This window comes from Gorillibacterium sp. sgz306347, from assembly GCF_059735245.1.
On sequence record NZ_JCAPET010000003.1, the window covers coordinates 167,290 to 189,213 of the forward strand.

At 50.7% G+C, this 21,924-nt stretch carries 31 protein-coding genes and 1 pseudogene; 27 read left to right on the forward strand and 5 right to left on the reverse strand.

The genetic code is table 11. The features are described from left to right. Positions 1–511: 511 nt before the first annotated feature. From AC6I6H_RS03540 to AC6I6H_RS03610, 15 genes are all read left to right on the forward strand, one after another. Positions 512–1,240, forward strand: a complete 729-nt coding sequence (locus tag AC6I6H_RS03540; RefSeq protein ID WP_497951369.1) for a hypothetical protein — start codon at positions 512–514, stop codon at positions 1,238–1,240. 39 nt (positions 1,241–1,279) lie between these two features. Beyond that, positions 1,280–2,179: a MerR family transcriptional regulator gene (locus AC6I6H_RS03545; protein WP_497951476.1), complete on the forward strand. Its 900-nt coding sequence runs from the start codon at positions 1,280–1,282 to the stop codon at positions 2,177–2,179. Between the two features lie 193 nt (positions 2,180–2,372). After that, positions 2,373–2,861 (forward strand): SAM-dependent methyltransferase, encoded by a 489-nt coding sequence (locus AC6I6H_RS03550; protein WP_497951372.1) that lies wholly within the window; start codon positions 2,373–2,375, stop codon positions 2,859–2,861. A gap of 109 nt (positions 2,862–2,970) precedes the next feature. Further along, positions 2,971–4,407, forward strand: a complete 1,437-nt coding sequence (locus tag AC6I6H_RS03555) for an amidase family protein (protein WP_497951374.1) — start codon at positions 2,971–2,973, stop codon at positions 4,405–4,407. Between the two features lie 126 nt (positions 4,408–4,533). Then, entirely contained in the window at positions 4,534–5,208 is a 675-nt protein-coding gene (locus tag AC6I6H_RS03560; protein ID WP_497951376.1) for a hypothetical protein, read from the forward strand. 25 nt (positions 5,209–5,233) lie between these two features. After that, positions 5,234–5,893 (forward strand): hypothetical protein, encoded by a 660-nt coding sequence (locus tag AC6I6H_RS03565; protein ID WP_497951380.1) that lies wholly within the window; start codon positions 5,234–5,236, stop codon positions 5,891–5,893. A gap of 48 nt (positions 5,894–5,941) precedes the next feature. Beyond that, positions 5,942–6,622 carry a hypothetical protein gene (locus AC6I6H_RS03570; RefSeq protein WP_497951382.1) on the forward strand — a complete coding sequence of 227 codons (681 nt, stop codon included), beginning with the start codon at positions 5,942–5,944 and terminating at the stop codon, positions 6,620–6,622. A gap of 204 nt (positions 6,623–6,826) precedes the next feature. Beyond that, positions 6,827–7,135 (forward strand): PadR family transcriptional regulator, encoded by a 309-nt coding sequence (locus tag AC6I6H_RS03575; protein ID WP_497951480.1) that lies wholly within the window; start codon positions 6,827–6,829, stop codon positions 7,133–7,135. Further along, complete coding sequence (locus tag AC6I6H_RS03580; RefSeq protein ID WP_497951384.1) at positions 7,132–7,479, forward strand: DUF1048 domain-containing protein; 348 nt, start codon at positions 7,132–7,134, stop codon at positions 7,477–7,479. The genes AC6I6H_RS03575 and AC6I6H_RS03580 overlap by 4 nt, the downstream gene beginning before the upstream one ends. 9 nt (positions 7,480–7,488) lie before the next feature. Then, positions 7,489–7,866, forward strand: a complete 378-nt coding sequence (locus AC6I6H_RS03585; RefSeq protein WP_497951387.1) for a DUF1048 domain-containing protein — start codon at positions 7,489–7,491, stop codon at positions 7,864–7,866. Further along, on the forward strand, positions 7,850–8,608 hold the full coding sequence (locus tag AC6I6H_RS03590) for an ABC transporter ATP-binding protein (RefSeq protein ID WP_497951389.1): 759 nt from the start codon (positions 7,850–7,852) through the stop codon (positions 8,606–8,608). The genes AC6I6H_RS03585 and AC6I6H_RS03590 overlap by 17 nt, the downstream gene beginning before the upstream one ends. After that, positions 8,609–9,382 (forward strand): ABC transporter permease, encoded by a 774-nt coding sequence (locus AC6I6H_RS03595; RefSeq protein WP_497951391.1) that lies wholly within the window; start codon positions 8,609–8,611, stop codon positions 9,380–9,382. It begins immediately after the preceding gene. Between the two features lie 236 nt (positions 9,383–9,618). Continuing rightward, positions 9,619–10,539: a helix-turn-helix transcriptional regulator gene (locus AC6I6H_RS03600; RefSeq protein ID WP_497951394.1), complete on the forward strand. Its 921-nt coding sequence runs from the start codon at positions 9,619–9,621 to the stop codon at positions 10,537–10,539. A gap of 80 nt (positions 10,540–10,619) precedes the next feature. Next, positions 10,620–11,141, forward strand: a complete 522-nt coding sequence (locus tag AC6I6H_RS03605) for a DinB family protein (protein WP_497951399.1) — start codon at positions 10,620–10,622, stop codon at positions 11,139–11,141. A gap of 18 nt (positions 11,142–11,159) precedes the next feature. Continuing rightward, positions 11,160–11,729 carry a YdeI/OmpD-associated family protein gene (locus tag AC6I6H_RS03610; RefSeq protein ID WP_497951401.1) on the forward strand — a complete coding sequence of 190 codons (570 nt, stop codon included), beginning with the start codon at positions 11,160–11,162 and terminating at the stop codon, positions 11,727–11,729. On the opposite strand, the gene AC6I6H_RS03615 is transcribed toward AC6I6H_RS03610, so the two are convergent. Together AC6I6H_RS03615 and AC6I6H_RS03620 are read right to left on the reverse strand one after the other, a co-directional pair. Then, a complete protein-coding gene (locus tag AC6I6H_RS03615) occupies positions 11,723–11,950 on the reverse strand; it encodes a helix-turn-helix domain-containing protein (RefSeq protein WP_497951403.1) in 228 nt (75 codons plus the stop codon). The two genes, AC6I6H_RS03610 and AC6I6H_RS03615, sit on opposite strands and share 7 nt — an antisense overlap. A gap of 10 nt (positions 11,951–11,960) precedes the next feature. Beyond that, a complete protein-coding gene (locus AC6I6H_RS03620; protein WP_497951405.1) occupies positions 11,961–12,443 on the reverse strand; it encodes a DUF2975 domain-containing protein in 483 nt (160 codons plus the stop codon). A gap of 191 nt (positions 12,444–12,634) precedes the next feature. Between AC6I6H_RS03620 and AC6I6H_RS03625 the strand changes: the two genes are divergently transcribed. After that, positions 12,635–12,937 (forward strand): putative quinol monooxygenase, encoded by a 303-nt coding sequence (locus AC6I6H_RS03625; RefSeq protein WP_497951407.1) that lies wholly within the window; start codon positions 12,635–12,637, stop codon positions 12,935–12,937. Positions 12,938–12,950: 13 nt separating this feature from the next. Further along, positions 12,951–13,454 (forward strand): ankyrin repeat domain-containing protein, encoded by a 504-nt coding sequence (locus tag AC6I6H_RS03630; protein ID WP_497951409.1) that lies wholly within the window; start codon positions 12,951–12,953, stop codon positions 13,452–13,454. 84 nt (positions 13,455–13,538) lie between these two features. Here the strand turns inward: AC6I6H_RS03630 and AC6I6H_RS03635 are convergent, their stop codons facing one another. The 3 genes from AC6I6H_RS03635 to AC6I6H_RS03645 are packed head-to-tail and all read right to left on the reverse strand — an operon-like array spanning position 13,539 to position 14,698. Then, a complete protein-coding gene (locus AC6I6H_RS03635) occupies positions 13,539–13,838 on the reverse strand; it encodes a VOC family protein (protein ID WP_497951411.1) in 300 nt (99 codons plus the stop codon). Beyond that, on the reverse strand, positions 13,811–14,179 hold the full coding sequence (locus AC6I6H_RS03640; protein WP_497951413.1) for a VOC family protein: 369 nt from the start codon (positions 14,177–14,179) through the stop codon (positions 13,811–13,813). Before AC6I6H_RS03640 ends, AC6I6H_RS03635 begins: the two co-directional genes overlap by 28 nt. A gap of 39 nt (positions 14,180–14,218) precedes the next feature. After that, positions 14,219–14,698, reverse strand: a complete 480-nt coding sequence (locus AC6I6H_RS03645) for a VOC family protein (protein ID WP_497951415.1) — start codon at positions 14,696–14,698, stop codon at positions 14,219–14,221. Between the two features lie 286 nt (positions 14,699–14,984). On the opposite strand from AC6I6H_RS03645, the gene AC6I6H_RS03650 reads away from it, so the two are divergent. From AC6I6H_RS03650 to AC6I6H_RS03695, 10 genes and pseudogenes are all read left to right on the forward strand, one after another. Beyond that, positions 14,985–15,437, forward strand: a complete 453-nt coding sequence (locus AC6I6H_RS03650; protein ID WP_497951417.1) for a hypothetical protein — start codon at positions 14,985–14,987, stop codon at positions 15,435–15,437. A gap of 17 nt (positions 15,438–15,454) precedes the next feature. Next, complete coding sequence (locus AC6I6H_RS03655; RefSeq protein WP_497951419.1) at positions 15,455–16,117, forward strand: hypothetical protein; 663 nt, start codon at positions 15,455–15,457, stop codon at positions 16,115–16,117. A gap of 213 nt (positions 16,118–16,330) precedes the next feature. After that, positions 16,331–16,728 (forward strand): annotated as a pseudogene (locus tag AC6I6H_RS03660) (immunity protein YezG family protein). Positions 16,729–16,777: 49 nt separating this feature from the next. Continuing rightward, entirely contained in the window at positions 16,778–17,233 is a 456-nt protein-coding gene (locus AC6I6H_RS03665; RefSeq protein ID WP_497951421.1) for a SitI3 family protein, read from the forward strand. Further along, positions 17,226–17,693: a DUF6630 family protein gene (locus AC6I6H_RS03670; protein WP_497951423.1), complete on the forward strand. Its 468-nt coding sequence runs from the start codon at positions 17,226–17,228 to the stop codon at positions 17,691–17,693. The genes AC6I6H_RS03665 and AC6I6H_RS03670 overlap by 8 nt, the downstream gene beginning before the upstream one ends. A 65-nt stretch (positions 17,694–17,758) precedes the next feature. After that, positions 17,759–18,733, forward strand: a complete 975-nt coding sequence (locus AC6I6H_RS03675) for a hypothetical protein (protein WP_497951425.1) — start codon at positions 17,759–17,761, stop codon at positions 18,731–18,733. Positions 18,734–18,751: 18 nt separating this feature from the next. Continuing rightward, the gene (locus AC6I6H_RS03680) at positions 18,752–19,447 is read left to right on the forward strand and encodes an SMI1/KNR4 family protein (RefSeq protein WP_497951428.1); all 696 of its coding nucleotides are present in this window, start codon (positions 18,752–18,754) and stop codon (positions 19,445–19,447) included. A 13-nt stretch (positions 19,448–19,460) separates the two neighbouring features. Next, the gene (locus tag AC6I6H_RS03685) at positions 19,461–19,895 is read left to right on the forward strand and encodes an SMI1/KNR4 family protein (protein WP_497951434.1); all 435 of its coding nucleotides are present in this window, start codon (positions 19,461–19,463) and stop codon (positions 19,893–19,895) included. A gap of 8 nt (positions 19,896–19,903) precedes the next feature. After that, positions 19,904–20,365, forward strand: a complete 462-nt coding sequence (locus tag AC6I6H_RS03690) for an SMI1/KNR4 family protein (protein ID WP_497951436.1) — start codon at positions 19,904–19,906, stop codon at positions 20,363–20,365. A gap of 1,045 nt (positions 20,366–21,410) precedes the next feature. Then, complete coding sequence (locus AC6I6H_RS03695; protein WP_497951438.1) at positions 21,411–21,923, forward strand: ankyrin repeat domain-containing protein; 513 nt, start codon at positions 21,411–21,413, stop codon at positions 21,921–21,923. Position 21,924 lies beyond the last annotated feature (1 nt).

Consider the following 21,924-nt stretch of genomic DNA (forward strand, 5'->3'; position numbering starts at 1 on the left):
TTATTTGGGTTCCCTCCCGCTTTTTGGCTCAAAATAAGTTCGCTTTTGCAATTATATTTTTCTTAGCTGCGGCGGGACGTTTTCTCATAAAGAGCGGCGTTTCATTTTACCCCCTGTCATTTTACTTCACCTGCCACCCGCTACCTGCCACTCGCAACCCGCCACTCGCCACCCGCCACCCGCCACCTGCCACCCGCCACCCGCCACCCGCCACCCGCCACCCGCCACCTGCCACTCGCAAACTTTTTCTCTCCTTTCTTACTTGTTTTGTTCAAAGTTTGCCTAAAGAATACGTTATTCCTTTGATCGTGAAGCAGCTAGTCGAACGGTTTGCGCCATTCACAAGGCCTTTTCGGATTTTACCGAAGGCTGTCTTTTTTGCGCCTTTTTTCATAGCGGGGAATGGAACAATATGGTATGATGTCCTCCTTCATAGAATGCGCCTCCCGAGAATGATCCACAGAGCCGCACCCTCATAAGAAAGCGTGTTGGCTTGAAAGAGAGGATGCTCATGAAACGATTGTTTGGCTTTTTGCTGTCCTTCTTGCTCCCCTTCCTGCTGCTCACCGCCCGCCAAACGGATCCGCCCCCAGGCCTGTGGTCTGCCGGCCCATTCGCCCAAGCTTCGGACCTCTGGTCAGCCGGTGAACCCGCCCGGGCTCCAGGCCTTGGGTCCGCCAACCACCCCGACCCGGCACTAATCCGCTGGTCCGCCGCCTACGCCTACCCGAACAGCGAAGCGCCGGGGCCGGCGGTCAAGCCGCTTTTTGAGGAGGCGCTGCGAGAGCAGCTGGCGGTGCCGGCCCCCGACATTCAGATTCTGGATGCCCAGGAGCTGGGGGGCTGGACGTTTCTGCCCTATGCGTATGTGCAAAATGACCGCAAGCATTACGGCATCATCTCCTTGCGGGAAACGCTTCGGGATGTGGAAACCGGCGTGTTTTACAAATGGGACGGAGTTGACAACGGAGAACCGGTCAACGTGCTCAACGTGATCAATGAGCTGGAGGTGCACGGCCAGATGAAACCGGTCCGCGTCGTGTTGGGCGTGGTGAACGCCCCCGCGGTTTCCTGGATTCAGCTTGCGTACGCTGAAGGTACGGCCGTTGAGACCCCGGTCATGGACGGGCAGACGTTTTTCGCCAGCGTTGCGATCGGGCAGGGATTGGAAGAGATAGGCGTCAAGGAACTCTCCGCGCGTGCGGAGGAAAAAACGGTTTTTCAAAGGATTTATGACTAGCGTTGGAGGATGGAGCCATGGTTTGTTCCAAGCTTGCCCATGTTTAGAATCGGAGAGTTTTCCCGGCTGACGCAGGTGTCGATCCGCATGCTGCGGTACTACGATGAGTCGGGCTTGCTGAAGCCCGCGCAGACCGACCCGATGACCGGTTACCGCTACTACGCCGCCGGTCAAATCCCGGAGCTGCAAAAGATCGTCCTTTTGCGGGACATGGAGTTCAGCGTGGCGGAAATGGCGGAGATCCTGGCGGAGTGGGACCCGCCGTCCGTTACGGCGCGGCTGAAAAAGAAAAAAGAAGAGCGCATGCAAGCCATCCGCCTGGAGCAGGAACGCGTCGCCCGGATTGACATGGCGGTCAAGGACCTGCAACGCGAGCAGATTGCGGTTCACTGCAACGTGGCGTTGAAGCCGGTCCCCGCTTTGCACATCCTGTCCCTGCGCAAAACCATTCCCGACCACTTCCATGAAGGCGAGCTGTGGCGCGAGCTAATCGGGCTTGTGCAAAAGGAACGGATCGAGCTGCCGCCGAACGCCGGAAACGTGGCGATCTACCACAGCGGGGAACAACCCGAAAACGGGGTGGACGTGGAGGTTGGAATCGTGCTTAGACAAGCGGGAGAGGGAGAGGGCGGAGTGGGGGAAAAAAGCCGGGGAAACGAAGGGCTGAACGAAAAAGAGGGCCTTGTTTACCGCGCAACCGAGCCTGTCGGCACAATGGCCTGCATTATGGTGTACGGGCCTTATCGCAACGTCGGAGCGGCGTACCATGCTTTTGCTTGCTGGCTGGAGGAGCACAAAGCCTATCGGATGTCCGGTCCCAGCCGGCAAATCGCGCACGTCGGCCCGCCTGCCGAATCGGACCCGGAGAAGTACCTGACGGAAATCCAGGTGCCGGTTGTGAAGCTTTTTAGAGGAGAAAGGGAAACGGAAAGCGGTTGAGGGTTGTCGGAGGATATAACGAAACGGACAGCGATAGAAGTTTGAGTTTGAAGCTTTTCGGAGGATGTAACGAAACGGACGGCCAATGACAGGGATCGGGAAGCGCGGCTTTCCCGGTCTTTTTTATACGGGTTGACTCTCACACGATGCGAGGGTTTACAGTGGGGACATCCCAAATGAAGGAGGAAGCTTCATGACGCAAACGCAACTGGCGGTTAACCCCATTGGCAAAATCGAATACACCCCGGAGGGCGTTTTTATCCGGCTGGACCCGGAGTACGCTCCAGCCTTGCAAGGGCTGGAAGGCTTCAGCCACGTCAATGTGCTCTGGTGGTTTCACAGCTGCGATACTGCGGAATCCCGTTCGGTGCTGGAAATGGACAGTCCCTATCAATCGTTTTCGGGGGTTCTCGGCACCTTCGCCACCCGCTCCCCGCAGCGTCCGAATCCCATCGCCTTGACCGCCGGGCAAATTCTCCGCATCGACCGGGAAAAAGGGCGCATCCAGATCGCCTATACCGACGCGGCGGACGGGAGTCCCGTGATTGACCTGAAACCGTACACGCCGAGCGTGGACCGGATCGAGCATCCGCGCGTGCCCGGCTGGTGCGCTCACTGGCCAGAGAGCGTGGAGGCATCGGCGGAGTTTGACTGGGCCGGGGAGTTTTCTTTTTCGGTATAGCATCCACATGTGTTCCCCTTGCCAACCCGGAGACGATCCACTATAGTTGGACGCAGCAGCAGCGAAGGAAAGAATGGCATCGCCAACCGGGACGGGAGTGGGATAAAGCATGCACAAGCATTTGGAAGAGGCCACAGTGGCCGATTTGCAAAAATGGATGGAGGACGAAACCTGTTCGTCCGCCGATTTGACCCGCCAGTACATGGCGCGGATTGCCAAATACGACAAAGCCGGACCGGCGCTGAATTCGGTCAGCGAGTGGAACCCGGACGCCGTGTCCATCGCCGAGACGATGGACCGGGAGCGGGCGCAGGGGAAGGTGCGCGGCCCGCTGCACGGCATTCCCGTGCTGATCAAGGACAACATCAACACGGCCGACAACATGCCGACCAGCGCGGGCTCGCTGGCGCTTGCGGCGTCTTTTGCGCCGCGCGATGCGCATTTGGTGAAGCGGCTGCGGGAGGCGGGCGCCGTCATCCTCGGCAAAACCAACATGACGGAGTTCGCCAATTTCATCAGCCGGAACATGCCGTCCGGGTACAGCTCCAAGGGCGGGCAGGTGCGGAACCCGTACGGCAAAGCATTCGACCCGAGCGGCTCCAGCTCGGGCTCGGGTTCCGCCGTGGCTGCGAGCCTGTGCACCGTTGCGGTCGGCACGGAAACCTCCGGCTCGATCCTGAGCCCGTCGTGCAACAACAGTCTGGCCGGCATCAAGCCGACGCTGGGCCTGGTCAGCCGGACCGGGATCGTGCCGATCACCTACACGCAGGACACCGCGGGGCCGATGGCCCGGACGGTCCGCGATGCGGCGGCGCTGCTTGGCGTGCTGGCCGGAGCGGACCCGGAGGACGCGGCGACGCTGGCCCGGCCCGAGGAGCTTCCGGCGGATTACACGGCTTTTTTGAATGAGGACGGGCTGAAAAGCGCGCGGATCGGCATCAACCGGGGATACGAAGAGGAGCTTTCGGACGATCAGCGCGCGCTGACCGAAAATGCCATTCAGGCCATGAAGGACGCGGGCGCGGTCCTCGTCGAGGGGACCAACCTGCCTCATATCGCGGAGGACGCGACGGTGCTCGTCTACGAGTTCAAGTCGGCGATGAACAAATACCTGGCCGGCCTCGGCCCCGCCGCGCCCGTTCGCACCATGCGGGACATCATCGCATTTAACCGCCGCGACCCGAAAAAACGCCTGAAATACGGCCAGCATTGGATGCTGGAAGCCGAATACGCCACTACGGGCACGATGACGGATGCGAAGTATCTGGAAGCCCGCCTGCGGGACTGGAAAGCGTCCCGGGAAGACGGCATCGACAAGCTGCTGAACGAGCACAAGCTGGACGCGCTCTTTTGCCCCGGCGTCACCGATGCCCCGGCTGTCGCCGGATATCCCGCCGTTATCATCCCGGCCGGATACGGTTCGGACGGGCTGCCCTTCGGCGTCTCGTTCGTCGGCACCGCCTACGCCGAACCGGCGCTGCTGCGCCTCGCCTACGCGCTGGAGCAAAAGCTGCAAGCGCGGAAAGCGCCGCGGTTGGAAGAGTAAAGGCAAGGAAAAAAGGGCTTCGGAATTAAAATCCGAAGTCCCTTTTTTCGCATTAGAAGGATGGCAGGGAATAGAGAAAAACTGCCGAATAAAGTAGAAGGCTGGAAAGTGGAGGGATACCCTTTAGTGGAAGCGTACAAAAAGTTCAAACCGATTCGAACGACGCGCCAATCAAATGCCAAGCAAAATATTCGTTCCATCGCGGGGGCTGTCGTTCTCGGAATGGGAATGGGTTTGCTAGCAAAATTGGTAGATGACCCGACGATCAACTTCCTCTATAGCGATATCGGGGGACGTCTGGGGATATGGGTGCTTATTGCAACCCTTTTGGCGGTATTCAGCTCTTCGCCCAAGCTCGCAGCGGCCAAAGTGTTTGCCTTTTTCGTGTCGATGCTTGCGGTGTATTATGTTTACACCACGCTTGTGCTTCATTTTTTTCCGCAACGGGCCATTGTTTTTTGGGGGCTTTGCGCGGCGGTATCGCCAATTTGCGCTTACCTGATGTGGTATGCGCGCGGAAACGGATGGTTTTCCAGTGCGGTGTTGGCTCTTCCGCTCACGATACTGGCAACGGAAGGGTTTGAGGCGCGCCACGCTTACTTGCCGATTCATACGCATTACTATTTGGTGCCTTGGATCATAGGCATATATTTCGTCATGATAGCGATTCTCCTCTTTTTGATTCCCAAAACCGGCAAACAGCGATTGATGACCCTCCCGATAGCACTCATTCTTTCTCTTGGGATGATCTATTTCGATATCCTTGGCCGGCTGTTTGGCGGGATGAGCGGCGTTTTTTAAGGCGGAAAAGGAGAACGGAGGAGCTATGAAAAACAAAGCGGTTTTTATCCTGACGCAGCTGGTCGGGATTTTGCTTTTGTATGTGGCGGCCATCCTTTCGTTTTCCTTGTATGTCGTTTTGGCCCCCGATTCCATTTTCAAATTAAACTACTCCCTGAAGGGGCTCTTGATCGATTGCAGCATCATTGCGGGCGCTCTTCTTCTCTATCTCCTCATTGCCTTTAAGGTCACACGAAAGTCCCTCATTTGGCTTCATATGTTGGCAGCCTTTATCCTCGTGTCCCAAACGCCCTCCTTGATTTCTTTGTATTGGGAAGCAAAAGACGGGATTCAATACCTGATCCATTCCTCGTGCAAAGAAGAAATACTCAAAATCGAAACGCTTCTTATCGAAAGTGACCTTCCTTTTGCAGTCGATAAAAAAGAAAGTCAACATTCCTCAAAAAGAACCGGCAAACTGCGCATGAAATTGCAGTACCAGGGGAATCGTGCCGATAGAGAAGCGGCTGTAAAAAGCCTGATCAACCTGCTTCCGGCTGGCAAGGTTACATTGGATATTTATGGATTAACTGAATCCGACACTATAACTGAATCCGCCCCTATATATATGGTTGTGGTTCAATCCAAAGAAGTCACATATTGTGTGCCACTAACGGAAGTGTGCCAACAGATTACTCGGAAATAACCGGGTATCCTCTCTTTGTACAAAGGTCTTTTAACATAGGAGGAGTTTATGACAGGCAAAGGTTTGTCTATCATCTTTCAACTCATAGCTGTCGTTCTTTTAACAGTGGTTTTCGTTGAGGGATTTAACATTATATTTAGTTTACTTCCCAAAACGTTTTTCAGTCCAATGCCTCGCAGAGAATTTTACACTCACGTATGTATTTTTCTTTGTTCTCTTTTGATCTATGTTCTCATTGCCATAAAACTTCCAAAGAAGTCTGTCATCTGGATTCATGTACTGGCGGCAAGTGTTTTGTTGGTTTCTACGCCGGGGATCATGGACGTCTACTATTCGGTAAAAGATCATATCAAGTTCCGCTCTCATTCCGACCACAAGGAAGAAATTGAACACGTAGAAACGGTTATTCTTCAGAGGGAGCTCCCTTTTACGGTGGATCGTGAAAAAAGCCAGATTGCGTCAAAAAGACATAATGAACTGTGGATTTCAGTATCATTTCATGGGAAAGACATAACGAAAGTGGAGGAGTTAGGAAACCTCATCAAGATCCTTCCTAGTACAAAGGCAACCATTGATCTGTATGGATTTGGAGAATCATATATGAGAAGAATTTCTATTGAAAATTATGAGCTTACGTTTTGCGATTTCTTTGACAGTCATTGCAGCGAAATTCAAGATAAAATTTCGTCACCCCATTCCCCCGCAAACCAAAGTTCCCTCCCAGAGTAGAAATCATCTTCTCGCGCAACGACTTCTTCTGCACAATGGGAGACAACCCAAAGCCTCACCGCTTTCCCCTTCCTTTTTCCTTCCTCAGAAAAAACAGTTATTGACAAACTACGCTATTGCGTATTACTATGTAGCAGTAGTCAGCAATACAGAATACCAGTCATACAGAGTAGCGAGGTGATTGTGCTGGAAAACTTGACGGAAATGCTCAAAGGCGTGCTGGAGGGCTGTGTCCTTGAAATTATCAGCCGCAAAGAAACCTACGGTTATGAAATCACGCGGCGGCTGAATGCCCTCGGGTTCACGGATGTGGTGGAGGGAACGGTCTACACCATCCTGATCCGGCTTGAAAAAAGCAAGCTGGTGGAGATCACGAAAAAGCCCTCTGACATGGGGCCGCCGCGAAAGTTTTTCGCGCTCAACGAAGCGGGGCGTGAGGAACTGCGGAGGTTCTGGGAAAAGTGGGCGTTCGTATCCTCAAAAATCAACGAGCTAAAGGAGAACGAAGCATGAATTTTTGGGAAAAAATCACCGGCAGCGACATGACGAAAGAAATGAAAGCTTTTGAAGTGCGGGTCAAGAAGCTGCCGGCCGATTACCAGGCGGCATGGGGAGAACTGAATACCCATCTTTGGTCGTACTCCGATTTCACGGGCCGCAACCTCATGCCCATTCTTGACGGCGTGCTTGGCCTGCTTGAAGTAACGGCGGCGGACGGTCAGAGCGTCCAAGAGGCGCTGGGGGATGATATCAAAGGCTTTTGTGCAGCGCTGGCCGGCGAAGAAGGGGCAAAGTCGCTTCGCGATAAGTGGCGCGAGCAGCTGAACCGTAACGTCGCAAAAAAATTAGGGAAGTAGGAGGCCAAAATGAGAATCCAGGATATGCTCGAAGGCAGGAAAGAGTGGAAAGCGCACGTGGCGCGTGTCAAAGCGCTTCCGCAAGAGTATCAGATGGTTTACAAAGAGATTCAAAAGTATCTCTTTAAGGTCGGCCCGGTGGAGTTAACCGACGGGATTGATTTGCTGTCGGGGATCGTCGAGCTGTTTGAAGAGGGCGCGGCTTTGGGGAAAGGCGTGCTTGATGTGACGGGCCGTGACGTGGCGGCCTTCTGCGACGATTTAATCAAAGATTCCCAAACGTACGCGGACATCTATCAAGAATCGGTTGACCAGGAAGTAAGCAAGGCCGTGATAAAGGTTACGGATAAAAAGGAAAGGGGGAAACGGGATGGAAAAAGCGATTGAAGTGAAAGGGCTGCGCAAGTCCTTCAAGGGCACGGAAGTCCTGAAGGGCGTCGATTTTCATGTGAAGCGCGGCGAAATTTTTGCTCTGCTCGGCTCCAACGGCGCAGGCAAAACGACGACGGTTAAAATCCTCACCACGCTGCTGAAGCCGGAAGGTGGGACCGCCGTCGTAAACGGCTTTGACGTCGCGTCAAAGCCCGATCATGTCCGGCAGTCGATCAGCCTGACCGGGCAGTTTGCCGCCGTGGACGAAATCTTGACCGGGCGGGAAAACCTGGTCCTGATCGCCAGGCTGCGGCATCTCAAAAATCCGCAGCTAATCGCGGATGAGCTGTTGAACCGCTTCGGCCTGACCGAAGCCGCCAACCGCAAGGTGTCCGCCTATTCGGGCGGGATGCGCCGCAGGCTCGACATCGCCATGAGCCTTGTGGGCGCGCCGCAGCTTATCTTTCTCGACGAGCCGACCACCGGGCTGGACCCCGAAGGACGCGGCGAGGTCTGGAAGACCGTCAAAGAGCTTGCCAAGAAGGGTACGACGGTATTCCTGACCACGCAGTATTTGGAGGAAGCCGAGCAGCTTGCCGATCAAATCGCCATTCTGCATGAAGGCCGGATTATCGCAGGCGGCACGCTCGCGGAACTGAAAAAGCGATTCCCGCCCGCAAAGGTGGAATATGTGGAAAAACAGCCGACGCTGGAGGAAATTTTCCTCACCATCATCGGCAAGAAGGAGGAGAATTGAATGGATACTACCGTAAAGAAGCACTTTTTCAGCGATATGAGTGTCATGCTTGGACGCTCCATGCGCCATATTTTCCGCAGCATGGACACCATCATCACCGTCACCATTACCCCGATCGCGATGATGCTGTTATTCGTCTATGTACTCGGCGGCGCGATTCAAACCGGTACGGATAACTATGTGAATTATTTGCTGCCCGGCATTCTGCTGATTGCGATCGCAAGCGGCATCTCCTATACGGCTTACCGTCTGTTTATGGATATGCAGAGGGGCATTTTCGAACGGTTCCACTCGATGCCGATTGCGCGTTCGGCCGCGCTGTGGGGGCATGTGCTGACCTCCCTGGTATCCAATGCGATTTCGATTGCCGTCATCGTTCTCGTCGCGCTTCTGATGGGCTTTCGCTCATCAGCGGGAGTTTTGTCCTGGCTTGCCGTAGCCGGAATCCTCGCGCTGTTTACCCTGGCATTGACATGGATCGCGGCGATTGCCGGACTTTCCGCAAAATCGGTGGATGGCGCAGGCGCGTTTTCCTACCCGCTTATTTTCCTTCCTTTTATCAGCTCGGCGTTTGTGCCCACCGAATCGATGACGTCCGTCGTCCGTGCTTTTGCCGAACACCAGCCCGTGACGTCCATTGTGGAAGCCATCCGCGCTCTTCTGACAGTGCAGCCGGTCGGAAATGAGATTTGGGTCGCGCTCGCCTGGTGCTTGGGAATTCTGATCGTCGGCTATCTATTCGCGGTGCGCGCATACAAACGGAAAGCAGCTTGAGGGAATGCCAACAGGAAGCGATCATCCGGGTAAACCAACTGAATATGTCCGTTGTCCAAGAGCCAAACGCCAAGACGCAGAGCCCTTAACCGTGAAGGAAAAAATCACCGTTACCGGCTCTTTTTTTATGCCCGGCAAAGAGCAAAAGGCCGCACCCTTGGAACCTCGGATTCCTCCCTCGGGAAAAAACCTGTGCTATAATCAGGAGCAACACCGATCAACAGGCGGGGATGCCCATGAAACTGGAGCGATTGATCTCCATCATCTACAAGCTGCTGAATCACGAGGTTTTGTCCGCTTCTACGCTGGCGGAAGAGTTTCAGGTTTCCCAACGAACCATCTACCGCGATATCGATGTGATTAGCGCCGCGGGCTTCCCGGTCGTTTCGTATCAGGGAACGAAAGGCGGGTACGGCATAATGGACGGCTACAAAATGGACAAAAGCCTGCTCGGTTCCTATGACGTCCATTCCCTGATTACCGTGCTCCGCAGCCTCTCCACCGTCTTTGAAGACGAGCGAGCACAGGGTACAATCGAACGGCTGCAGACGATCGGACCGGAGCAGCTCACCGGAGGAAGCGTGTCGGTAGACCTTGAAACCCTCCGAACGGAGCCCGACGCGCTGCCCCAGCTGCGAACGGCTATTAACAAGAGGATTGTCATCCGCTTTGATTACGTCAACGCCGGAAATGAACGCACGGCTCGTGATGTGGAGCCGCTGCGGCTTCATTTTAAATACCGCAATTGGTACCTGTACGGGTTTTGCCGCACACGGCAAGAGTATCGGGAGTTTCGGCTGTCGCGGCTGATGAATTTGTCCCTGAGCGAGGAGATGTTTCAACCGCACGGCGAGGTGCCGGAAGAGGCGGCGTTGTCCGGCAGGAATGGCCGGGATGAGATGGAGGAGGTTGTGCTCCGGGTGAGTCCGGGGGCCTTGGCGGAAGCGCTGGATCAGTTCCAGCAAGCGGAAAAGCAGTTTCATGCCGATGGCTCGATGACGATGCGAATTCGAGTGTTCCAGCCTTTGCAAGCGGAATGGCTCCGGGCCATTCTGCTCGGGTTTGGCAGCGGAGCCGAAGTGCTGGAGCCCCGCGCCCTCCGGGGAATCCTGAAAGAGGAGCTTCAAAAAAACCTGCGTCTTTATGAAGAAGTATGACAGCCTGCTGTCATACTTCTTTTTTTATAATGAGATCCGTAACAACCTTATCCCCAGCAAAACCAAAGGAGACGATCGTCATGAATCATCCGGTACAAATGTTCGATTACCATGCCTGGGCCAACCAGACCCTTTTGGGAAGAATCAGGGAGCTGCCCGCCTCCGTGCTGAAGCAGGAGGTGAACAGCTCTTTTCCCACGATCGCCCATGCCTTCAGCCATCTTTATGCAGTGGATACGATGTGGTATCTGGTGCTGAAAGGAACGGGAATGCAAGAAGCGCTGGAAGCCTCCATGCCGCTTGTCCAAGAGACCCTTCCTTATTCCGCGGAGGAATTTGCCCGTTCCTTTGCCCGATTGGCGGACCAGTACAAGCAATGCTTCCGAAGTCATCCCGACTTGGAGTTGACCGTTCTGCTGGAGAATCCCTTCGCCGGAACGCGCGAAACACGCTTGTCGGAAATGGTGCTGCATCTGGTCAATCACGGGACCTACCACCGGGGCAATGTCTCTACGATGCTGCGCCAGCTGGGGCATGCCTCCACCATGACGGACTATATGTTATTCTGGTATCAGAATCCGGCGGAAGCCCATTCCTTCTAGGAGGACATCTATTCACCGATGGAAATGGAAAATCTGCTTCCCGTAATAACGAGAGAAGAGCTAAGGGGCTGGCTTCGGGAAAACGACAAGACGGAAACGTGCTGCTGGGTCTACGTCAGCGTGCTACCCGCTCCCGATACGCTGCTCTATTTGGATGCGGTCGAAGAAGCCTTGTGCTTTGGATGGATCGACAGCGTAAAAAAGAAAGCAGCCGGAAACCGGCTGGCGCAAAGATTGTCCCCTCGAAGCAAAACCAGCTCCTGGACGGAATTAAACAAAGCACGTGTCCGCCGCCTGGAAAAACTGGGCCGGATGACGGACGGGGGAAGAAGCGTTCTCCCGGCGATGGACCCAGGTTCTTTTCGCATCGATCCGGTTATCGAGCAGGAGTTGAAAGCGGATGGGCAGGTGTACGCGAATTTCTTGGCGTTTCCCGCTCTTTACCAAAGAATCCGCATCGACACGATCCAAAGCTGCAAGCAGCAGCCGGAGCTGTTTCGAAGCCGGCTGGACAAATTCATCTCAAACACAAGACAGAACAAAATGTACGGACAGTGGCACGACAACGGCCGGCTGCTCGATTATTGAGATTCGTCGGACGAGTCGTCGCTTTTGTACTCCAGAATGTCCCCCGGCTGGCAGTCCAAAGCCTTGCAAATCGCCTCCAGCGTGGACAACCGGACCGCTTTGGCTTTTCCGTTTTTCAGGATCGAAAGGTTCGCCATGGTGATGCCGACCCGCTCCGAAAGCTCGGTGACGCTCATTTTTCGTTTTGCCAGCATTACGTCAATGTTGATGATAATCGCCATGTCCTTCACCTCAGACCGTCAGGTCGTTTTCGGATTTTATCGCAATCGCCTCTGTCAGAAGCTTTTGAAGCACCGCGGCAAACACGGCAATCACCAGAGAGGCAAAAACCAGCACCAGGCCGATGACGATCAGCCCGGGGGCGTCGTCTCTTTCCGCCATCAGATAAAGGAGCGGCAGGCCCAACGTAAGCAAGCCGCTGATGGCGAGGGCGCATAATTTAATGGTCTTCAAGGCGCTCACCGACCGTTCCGAAAACGCATGGTTCTTATCAATATAGCTTAAAAGCTTGAACGCCTGATACAAGGCAAAGTAAAAAGGCACCGCCGACGCGTACAAATCAAGGTAAACGAGCGATTTGATCCAGGCATACTCCGGATACAGCTCCGCCGCAAAATTCGCGATCTCGGGCACCAAAAAGATGCACAGCGCCAGCACCGGAATGCCGATCAGAATAACCGCCGCCTTCAAGAAGAGTGTGGTTCCTCGTTCCATAAAAAGCCCTCGCTTTTCGTTAAGTTTGGTTTGACTTTATCACAGGATTTATCGTTTTGCAATAAAAAAATAACGTAAATGAATATATTCTTACTGCGTAAAAGGGTGGAGGGGTTAAGCGCAAGGAGAACAGGGAGAAAGCGGCGAATAAGTAGCATGCGGAAACGGCTTTATCAAAGGAGGAAATCGGGATGAACAAATTTGGGCTGTATACAAAATTCGCCGCACAGGAAGGCCAGCGTGACGCCCTGGCGCAGCTGCTGTTGGAGGCGGCCCGGGGCATGGACTCTGTAGACGGATGCGACCTGTACGTGGTGAACACTCCGGATGGGGACCCGAACAGCGTTTGGGTAACCGAGCTGTGGAGCGATCCGGCCGCCCATCAAGCTTCTTTATCGCTGGAGGTGTCCAAAGCGCTCATCCAGAAGGCGAGGCCGCTCATTGCCGGGATCGAGCAAATCAAGCTTCGACCGTTGGGCGGTAAGGGAGTTTAAGGGGGGATTTGCGTTGGAAAATATAAAGCTAATAAAAGACATTCGGTCTGCAATCAAACGCGGCGATCTTCCGGAAGTCGAACGGCTAATAGGTGACGATGCAAAGACGTTGAACACCATGACGGCCTTCGGCTCATGGCTGCATGTGGCTGCAGCAAAAGGACAAGTTGAAATTGTCCGGTTTTTAATCGAAAAAGGAATCGATATGGAAGCAAAAGACGACACGTTCGATGCCTCTGCATTACATGCGGCAGCCGGAGAGGGACAGCTGGAGATCGTAAAGTATCTGATCGGCAAAGGGGCGATAATGGATGTGAGCTTGGCTCAGAGGAACCCCTTATTCAGCGCCATCTATGGCGGACACATGGAGGTAGTAAAGTTTCTGGTTGAAGAGGGGATCGATATTTCGATCAAATATACGGGAGAAAACATCAAGAATATGGACGCATCCGAGTACGCCAGGCAATTCGGACAAACCGAAATCGCTGATTTTTTAAAAGAAAAATCGGCAGGTTAGAAATGGAAAAACAGAAACAAGGCTATCTCCAATAGGAAATAGCCTTGTTTTCTAGAGTATGTACGCTTACCCGGTTACCTATTCTTATAGAAGCAAAATTTTGTTTCCATCGGGATCGCAAAAAGTAAGCTCTTTACCTCCCCATGCTGCCGTTGTTGGCGGTTGTATATTGGTAATCTTCTCTTTCAATTCTAAATATGTAGTATCAAGATCGTCACAATTGAACACGAAGTTTACTTTCCCTTCGCTTGATTTCCCCCATTTCGATTCATCCCAAATTACGATGACAGGAGCATCCGCAATAAACCCCAAAGAAACACCATCATAATTTTCATCTGGCTCTAGGATGGGAATTCCTAATTTATCATTATAGAACTCAACCATTTCTTTCGGATGAATAGACGAAATATTAAGTCTCTAATTGTGAATTTACGTGTTCCCCATGGGGTATCAAACAATGACTCAACAATCTCCACCTTGTCCTTTAATGCTCCCCAGAGCTCATCAACATTATCAACCTCAAAGTTCATTCTGCCCTGTGACTTCTTATCTTTCACTTCCATTATTGCAAACTTGGCGCCTTCTTCAGATTTAAAATCATAATAGGCAGGGTTTTCAATAGGCCAACCACCATCATTCTCAAATCCCAGAATCTCTTCATACCATTTCAATGCCCTGGTTATATTGGATACATTTACTCTTACATGATTAAGATGTGTTTTCAATTAAGTTCTCCTCTCCAATAGTGCTAATTATCTTTTAAATCAATCTTCTTTCTTCAGGTTTTTTAATATATTCTTCACGTCATCTTCAGGATAACCCGTTTTCTTGGCAATCGCTGATTCGGACATTCCTGATTTATGCATTTTAACTAGAACCGTATCCATATCCTCCGCGAGCTCAATGATATGGTTATCATAATCATAGAAACGTAAAACCATCTGTCCCCACGGTTGTTCCTTAATATCATGCACAAGCTCGAACCCACCGGCGATAATCTTATCTCTTAACGAGTTGATTTCATCAAATTCAAAGTAAACCGCTAAATTCTGTGCTTTCGATACAATATCATGACTATGAATCAATTCTGCAAAAAGCGATTTTTTATAAAGGGCAAGACCACCCTCAAAGCCAACATTGTATATGCCAAAATCTGAATCCACTTTGCATCCAAGCAATTCTTCATACAACATTCTTGATTGAACCACATCTTCAACTACTAAAATAGTCGATTTGAATCCCAAAACTATACCTCCTAAAATTGTTTTTAAAGAATCCAGCTTGTTTTATCGCTCGCATACAATTCGTAATGAATCAAAAATAGGAATATATGTTCGTTAGGTTTATTTTACCAAAGCCGCACCAAAAATCCAAGTGAAGCTTTCCTTATGACATTGTTCCCGCTTTCGCAGCCAAAAGCCGCATCGCTTTGCCAGAAAGGTCGAGGATGGGCGTGTCGGTAGGTGGGAAAAAATGCCGAACAAACGTTTGACTAAATTAAACCGCATGTAATAATATGGATGTGGGATTGTGAAAAATGATGAGAAAACGATTACTATTCTGAAGAAATGGGAGCTAACTATGATTTTTGAATTGGAAAATGGGATTCGTTCTGAAGTAGTAAGCAGCACGGATCTGGCTAGTCAATTAAGAACAATTGACGGCTTCACAAATTCTTACGCCTGTTTGGAAAATACAGACGGCAGCTACATGCAAGCAGGGGGAGGCCCGATAGAATTTACTGTCGAGGTCAGACAATATCTTTCAGACGGCAGCTATGTTCACAAAAAGGCGAGGCGCAAGGATTCAATGGATTCGGATATAGCGAAAATCAACATATCCGGTTCAGTAGTTGAGGTTCAAATCAATCAGGTCTTGAATTTGCAATCCGTTATTCTTTTGTTCACCTCTTTTTCAGGCGGCGAGGTTTTCCCATCCATTGTGGAATGGGACGATATGACAAGTATATTTTCGGAAGGATAAACGGATGAGGTGCCGGGATGAAAGCAAATGCAGCTTTTGAAAGCGTATGTTCTTTAATATCCCAAAGGTACAAGGAGGAAGGCTGGAAATATTCCAAATCGCGAAAATGGCTGACAAAAAGCGATCGGAATTTTACGTATCGGATATTCTTCTATACAGGCTGGAACAACGTATCCGATCAAACGGTTGTTTTTTACGGCGAATGCGCGGTTTACAAAATTCAATCTCCAAACAAGCTGTTTTACATCACTACGCGGCAATCCGATATTCCCAGCGGCCAGCTCCATTGGAATATAGCAAGCGAAGAAAGCTGGAACTCAACGGTGAACGAGTACACCGAATGGCTGAATACGATTTTTATGCCGATTGTTGACGCTTGCAGCAACGACTTAAGTAACTTCACAAAGCAAGTTGCTTTAAACGGCTTCCTTCCATCCAAGGGTTATCTCGTTGATATTGATTTTGTACTGACCTACGGTTCACGGCAGTTGGCGGAAGAAGCGGCCCGGAACTACTTTTCCAGTTTGTCGGAATCCGTAAAAGAAGATTTCAAATTGAATTATGCCAGCATGATAAACGGAAACGGGCCAGTGAATGCATACGGCGATAATATGCTGCGCAACTATTCCAACTTCAAAACCATCATCGAGAATCATATTGTTGTCGATTTGCAAAGGTAAGAAATAGAGTGGAGACCATGGGGGATATATCGCTTATGGTCTTTTTTCGTAGGGAAATGCGGGACTTCATCACGCAACCCTCCGTAAAGGAAGGCGTGTCGGCGCGGCACGAATAATGTCGAACTAATGTTTGACCAAATTAAACCATATGTAATAAAATGGATGAAAGTGAACGGATAAAATCAAGCGGGAGGGCAGGATATGGAAGCCCAAATGAATGCGTTATACCAAGAGATTGCAGTCACCATAAATGAACTGATACCAGAAGAGTGGGATCATTTTTACTTTAATGGCGAGGTGGAGAATGGAGAAGGAGCAGTGAATTCTATGATCATTTGATGGAAAAGATCTTTGATCTTACAGATAAGCTCAAGAATTTGTTTCTTGAAAATGGACTAGACCCTTGGTTCTCCATAACGATGAAAGTAACCTCCGAGGGTAAGGCAAGCATGGAGTACGATTATACAAAATGGGGAGAATCGAGTTTTGGTCCTTCGCAAAGGATGGAATATTGGGAATACAAGTACCTCCATCATATTCCGGAAGCGGAAAGTGACCGGGTGAAACTTGCAGAGATGCAGGAGTTCGCGGAATCGCGGATAGATAAGTGAAAAGTATCACATGTATCGGAATTTTCGTGCCCGGAAAGGAGGGGAGCCATTGTTCTATGTATTCTTTTTGGACGCAAGCTGCTCTTTCCAGAAGGTAAAGCGGTTAGTGGTTGACCTGTTGGACGGCGCAGAGATCATCGCCGACTCCGGGGAAGAGCTTGAATTGACAACGGATGCGTTTCATTTAGCGGTAACGGAAGGCGGAGACGGCGTGAAGTTTCGGAGTGAAGACTATGCGATGAAGCTGAGCGTTCAAATGTGGTTTGAGCTTTATGACCGAGTCGACGGCCGCTTAAATGAACTGTTGCGGTTTATTGGAGCCGTGATGCGTGAGTGTGAGGGCGATTGTTTGCTGGAATCCAACGGAGATACCGCTATCCTGGTTCGCAAAGATTACATTGTCACTGTCGATGACAGCGGATTAAAGGGAACGGAAAGATTTCCTTTTGGGGCTTTAGGTGTCAGCTACCGGGAAGGAACGATCGGAGGAACCGTGTATGAATGACGAGGAGTTTGTAACGCTTATTTTTGATGACCCAAATGAGGCAGACGCTGTTCGGAATGATCTGAAGAATGACCTGCACGAGAGCATCTTGAAGCACGGGTTCTCGACAAAGAAGTTCTTGTACCTGGATTACAAAGGAGAAGAGTACCGGGAAATCACCGAATTTATTATGGATTATGCGTTTCATCGAAACCTGGAGCTGGCCTCTGAGGATGAGCTTGAGGAATTGGATGATTTCGAGTATGAAGTTGTACCGGATAAGATCAAGGAGACGAACCGGATACTGGAACCGAACGGATACGGGCTGTTTGCTTATCCTACCTCCGGAGACTTCTATGCGTTATTCATCAGCAAACTGGGGAACAGGGAGAAGTTAGAACAACGACAGCTGCTTTACGAAGAATACATACCGCCCGAAGAGAGAAGCATTCATTATTACCATTACGGGGAGGAGGCCTAATCCGGCCCCGGCTGCCAAAACCGGATTCGGTGACCACAGTCAAACAAGAAACGAGGGAACAAGTATTGATAAATCCCAAAAAACTGGAGTCGGCATTCAAAAAATACAAAAAGGATTTTATCGCCGGGGCCCGTTACGAAGTGGCCAAGCAGGATTATGAAGAACGCACGGCGGAAGTTCAAGAGATCGTGAATTCGAATCAGATCGAAAAAGATCATATCCTGCTGCTGAGTCACTTCGATATTTTCACTTATTCCTTGTGGCAATGGAAGAAAGACGTCCTGGTAAACGGAGGAAATAGGACAGAACCGCTGAAAATCATGCAGATGACGGTTTTCTATCAATGCATGGGACACGATTTATACAAAATCAAGTATCCAAAAATGAGAGTGGGGTATTCTTTTGAAGATGTTGTAAGGGCCTTGATTCATTTCACTATGTTTGGCTGGGAAAAGGAAGAGAGCGTTTTATTTGACTTTATCGTCAATCATCTGGGCGGGCATTTCATGCAAGCGAATGAATCGGACAAGCATCTCTGGTTTTTGCTGGAGCTATATTTGCAGCTCAGAGAGAAAACGATTGCAGGCACCAATCGGCAGGTGCATCTGGCCGTGATCAACCAATTCAAGGAAGCGGGGCTTCCCTATGGCCTTATTCCGGAGGACCTTAACGTTTACGGTAAGGTGCTGGAGCAGTGGAAAACGGCCGATGCGGATGAAATGGAGCGGCTGGTTGCGGAGATGGCTCTCTATCATACCGAATTGGTCTCGGAGCTCGGCAAAATGGGTGAATTCGACGATTACCGATACGGGTTCTATCCGTATGAAATTCTGTTCCTGATGCATGCCAGAAAGAAACTCGGAAAGCCGGTTCCGGCCCCATTCACCGATTTTTTGATGAACACGCCGGAAGCGAAGCTGGAGTTCAACGCCCCCGAGCCTTATCCGGAATGGGACCCGTTGATGCGGAGCATTGATGACTTCTACCGCAAGCATTATCCCGATTATGTTCCCAATCAATACGGCGTTCTATTTCAATAAAGGAGAGTGTTCGCTGGCATGGAAAACAAGCTGGATGAGCTAAGGAAATTCCGGCAAGGAGCAAGAGTATTGAAGCCGGATGAAACACGGGGGATCGGTGCGGGAGAGATCCCCGACTGCTGGCTGAGCATTTTTCAAATGGAGGAGTCGAAGCAAAGGATCGAAGCCGTTCTGGATTGGTGGAGGGAACATTCCGCGAATGAACTGCAAAATACGATTTCCTATCTCTCCGAGCGTCTTGCTGACGTTGAGTTATTGGAAAATGAGGGAGCATATTCGATTCTATACTCGGTGCAGTCGCCGGAAGGGATTCTTTATTATGAAGGGGGAAATCCCACGGGCAATAGAGACAACAAGGAGCTGAAGAATTGCTGGGAGCAAATTCCCCCTTCGATACGAAAATTTTACGACCATGTTCATAACGGATTTTATTTTCTGCCGAGCCGGGCCATGGGGTTGGTTCCACTGGAGGAGGTGACCTATTTCGATGAAGACGAATGGGGCATTATGGACGATTTGGAGGAGCCTTTGCAGCTCGATTTAACAACCACGTTCGGATTTTTTAAAAGCGGCATGGGCGGATATGTAGCGATTGATTATACCAATTGCGAGAATGACAACGCTACCTTATGGTGGACGGATGATCAGCCCAGCTACAATATGAACTTCTGGGATGTAGTGGATGAGTGGATGGTGGTTGGTTTTGAGTCCTGAGGGAGAAGATGGAATGAACAAGCTCACATGGAGCTTTACGGAGGGACCGATAGACCATGCTGTGATTTCGGAAGCGGAGCGTTTATTTGGCTGCCGCTTTCCCGCGGATTACATCACTTGCGTGAAGGTTAACAATGGGGGATATCCTTCTCCCAATCTATTTGACCTTTCCGATGGAGAACAAGCAGTTTTCAGCAATCTCATCAGTTTGACGAACCGTGATGTAAATCTGTTTATGTTTGTGCAAATTGTCAACGAACCGCGTATGAGGGGGCTGGTCCCTTTTGGCCGGGACCCCTTTGGCAATTTGATTTGTTTCGACTACCGTTTTAATCGGGAATCGCCGGCAATCGTCTTTTTTGATCATGAAGAAGCGGGCAAGGCGGCGATTATTCCGGTGTGCGAAAGTTTTTCCGGTTTTTTGGATGGCTTATATTCCAGAGAATAGAGGTGTTCATGGTGGAGGAAGAATTTGAGTTTTCGTTTGAAGATGTTCCGGAGTCGGAAATCCAAGACTTTGAAAGCCGCTACGGCTTTCGTTTGCCGCAAGCGTACCGAGACTTTTTGCTTCGCAATAACGGAGGCAAACGGGTCAAAAGAAGATTTGAAACGGCCAATCAAAAAATCGAGACTTCGGTTATGCTGTTTTTCCCGATTGCTCCGGATGCCGAATCGAATTTGGAAGCCTATTATCGCGATTATACGTTGAACAACATTTTGCCGTCCCGCTTTTTGCCTGTCGGCCGTGATCCGATGGACAGTCTCATCTGCTTGGTGATCCAAGGGGAGGAGACCGGCCAGGTTTATTTTTGCGATCTGGATTTTCTGGAGGAGGATGACGGATTGTCCCCCGAATGCATCTACCCGGTTGCAAAGAATTTTGACGATTTTCTCTCATTGCTGCGAGAGTCGGAATAAAAACTGCATAATCGACAGATTTAATACATACAAAGCCTATGAATCAGACCATGGGTTTGCAGGCTGTTGAGAAAGTCTCGATAATTTTTTTGTGACTAATTAGTTATTACACGGCACCGCGTTAATGTTGCGTGCTATCGGACGACCATTTTTCGTGACCGTTTCTGCGGTATTCGTTCCGAACGTCAATTGGAGCGGAGCGGGATATCCAAATCCATTTGGCTGACCGTGGTTTCGGAGACCAGTGCCCCTTCGGACATCGTAGTTTGGAAAAGAACGACAAGGCGGTGGGCGGTTATCGGCAAAAGGGCGACGGATATTATATTCCCGCGTTGGATGCGAAATTCACGCAGCGGTGCGAGATTCCTGCGGCGGGTGCGAGAGTCCCGCAGCGGATGCGAAATTCCTGCGGCGGATGCGATACTCCCGCAGCGGGTGCGTCCTGCGGCGGATGCGAATTTCCTGCGGCGTGTGCGATATTCCCGAAGACTAGACGGCTTCGCGCTGGCTGGGTAGGCCAGTAAGTGCAAAAAAGCAACTAATTACATCGTTTTTAGCTATTTTTGACCAAATAAGTACAGAAAAGCAACTATTTCTTCCGTTTCCTCCGAATATCGCTTGTTTTGCCGGAAATAAGTGCGTGTGTGGAATTATTTCGCGATTGAGCGAGAAACCATCGGAAATAAGTGTCGCTGTGCACCTATTTGCCCTGTTTTCCCTGGTAATCGTTAGCCTGTGTCCCGCCACTTGCAATTTTCGGCCAAGAAAGCAGAGGCAAAAGGGAGGGGGAGGGAGGTAAATAGGAACGGTGATGACAGTGGCCGTATAGAACAGGAAGAAGGTGGCGACCTGCCAGGATCACAGAGATAAACGGAATACCCCCTCGTTTTTCCCCTTTATAACAATGACAAACGCAAAAGAAACCCATGGGCACTAAAATGAGCCGGGTTTCTCGACATTCCAAAAGCCTGTGGATCAGTCCATGGGCTTGTTTATTATCATGCACCCGGTATGAAGTGCCGGAACAAGGAAGGAGAACCTTGCTTTGAATGACGTGACGACAATAAAAGAAATAAGAACGGCTATAAAAGCCGGCGACATTCAAGAAGTGCAGCGGCTGATAGGCGATGATGAGGAAATTTTGAACACCTTGACTGCGTTTGGCACCTGGCTGCATATAGCGGCAAAGAAGGGGCATCTGGCAATCGTTAAGTTTTTGCTCGAAAAAGGGATAGAGATCGATAAAAAAGGCGGCACCTTTGATGGATCTGCTTTAAATCTGGCGGCTGGAGAAGGGCATTTGGAAATCGTCCGCTACTTGCTGGAGCAAGGGGCGGAGATGGATGTGAGCCTGGCTCGGAGAAACCCGTTATTTGCCGCCATTGATGAGGGTCATCTGGAGGTGGTCCGTTATCTCGTTGAAAAAGGGATCGACATTTCCATTCGCTACACGGGAGAAGCCATTCAAAACCTGGATGCCTGTGCCTATGCAAGGCAAGTGGGACAAACCGAAATAGCGGAATTTTTAAGAGGGAAATTAGATGAGAAGCTCGGATAAA

Excerpts from the sequence above, each read along its gene's own strand:
- AC6I6H_RS03540 (WP_497951369.1), top strand. The coding sequence starts at position 512 with ATGAAACGATTGTTTGGCTTTTTGCTGTCCTTCTTGCTCCCCTTCCTG.
- AC6I6H_RS03545 (WP_497951476.1), top strand. The coding sequence starts at position 1,280 with ATGTTTAGAATCGGAGAGTTTTCCCGGCTGACGCAGGTGTCGATCCGC.
- AC6I6H_RS03550 (WP_497951372.1), top strand. The coding sequence starts at position 2,373 with ATGACGCAAACGCAACTGGCGGTTAACCCCATTGGCAAAATCGAATAC.
- AC6I6H_RS03555 (WP_497951374.1), top strand. The coding sequence starts at position 2,971 with ATGCACAAGCATTTGGAAGAGGCCACAGTGGCCGATTTGCAAAAATGG.
- AC6I6H_RS03565 (WP_497951380.1), top strand. The coding sequence starts at position 5,234 with ATGAAAAACAAAGCGGTTTTTATCCTGACGCAGCTGGTCGGGATTTTG.
- AC6I6H_RS03570 (WP_497951382.1), top strand. The coding sequence starts at position 5,942 with ATGACAGGCAAAGGTTTGTCTATCATCTTTCAACTCATAGCTGTCGTT.
- AC6I6H_RS03575 (WP_497951480.1), top strand. The coding sequence starts at position 6,827 with ATGCTCAAAGGCGTGCTGGAGGGCTGTGTCCTTGAAATTATCAGCCGC.
- AC6I6H_RS03580 (WP_497951384.1), top strand. The coding sequence starts at position 7,132 with ATGAATTTTTGGGAAAAAATCACCGGCAGCGACATGACGAAAGAAATG.
- AC6I6H_RS03585 (WP_497951387.1), top strand. The coding sequence starts at position 7,489 with ATGAGAATCCAGGATATGCTCGAAGGCAGGAAAGAGTGGAAAGCGCAC.
- AC6I6H_RS03590 (WP_497951389.1), top strand. The coding sequence starts at position 7,850 with ATGGAAAAAGCGATTGAAGTGAAAGGGCTGCGCAAGTCCTTCAAGGGC.
- AC6I6H_RS03595 (WP_497951391.1), top strand. The coding sequence starts at position 8,609 with ATGGATACTACCGTAAAGAAGCACTTTTTCAGCGATATGAGTGTCATG.
- AC6I6H_RS03600 (WP_497951394.1), top strand. The coding sequence starts at position 9,619 with ATGAAACTGGAGCGATTGATCTCCATCATCTACAAGCTGCTGAATCAC.
- AC6I6H_RS03605 (WP_497951399.1), top strand. The coding sequence starts at position 10,620 with ATGAATCATCCGGTACAAATGTTCGATTACCATGCCTGGGCCAACCAG.
- AC6I6H_RS03610 (WP_497951401.1), top strand. The coding sequence starts at position 11,160 with ATGGAAATGGAAAATCTGCTTCCCGTAATAACGAGAGAAGAGCTAAGG.
- AC6I6H_RS03615 (WP_497951403.1), bottom strand. The coding sequence starts at position 11,950 with ATGGCGATTATCATCAACATTGACGTAATGCTGGCAAAACGAAAAATG.
- AC6I6H_RS03620 (WP_497951405.1), bottom strand. The coding sequence starts at position 12,443 with ATGGAACGAGGAACCACACTCTTCTTGAAGGCGGCGGTTATTCTGATC.
- AC6I6H_RS03625 (WP_497951407.1), top strand. The coding sequence starts at position 12,635 with ATGAACAAATTTGGGCTGTATACAAAATTCGCCGCACAGGAAGGCCAG.
- AC6I6H_RS03635 (WP_497951411.1), bottom strand. The coding sequence starts at position 13,838 with ATGGTTGAGTTCTATAATGATAAATTAGGAATTCCCATCCTAGAGCCA.
- AC6I6H_RS03655 (WP_497951419.1), top strand. The coding sequence starts at position 15,455 with ATGAAAGCAAATGCAGCTTTTGAAAGCGTATGTTCTTTAATATCCCAA.
- AC6I6H_RS03670 (WP_497951423.1), top strand. The coding sequence starts at position 17,226 with ATGAATGACGAGGAGTTTGTAACGCTTATTTTTGATGACCCAAATGAG.
- AC6I6H_RS03680 (WP_497951428.1), top strand. The coding sequence starts at position 18,752 with ATGGAAAACAAGCTGGATGAGCTAAGGAAATTCCGGCAAGGAGCAAGA.
- AC6I6H_RS03685 (WP_497951434.1), top strand. The coding sequence starts at position 19,461 with ATGAACAAGCTCACATGGAGCTTTACGGAGGGACCGATAGACCATGCT.
- AC6I6H_RS03690 (WP_497951436.1), top strand. The coding sequence starts at position 19,904 with ATGGTGGAGGAAGAATTTGAGTTTTCGTTTGAAGATGTTCCGGAGTCG.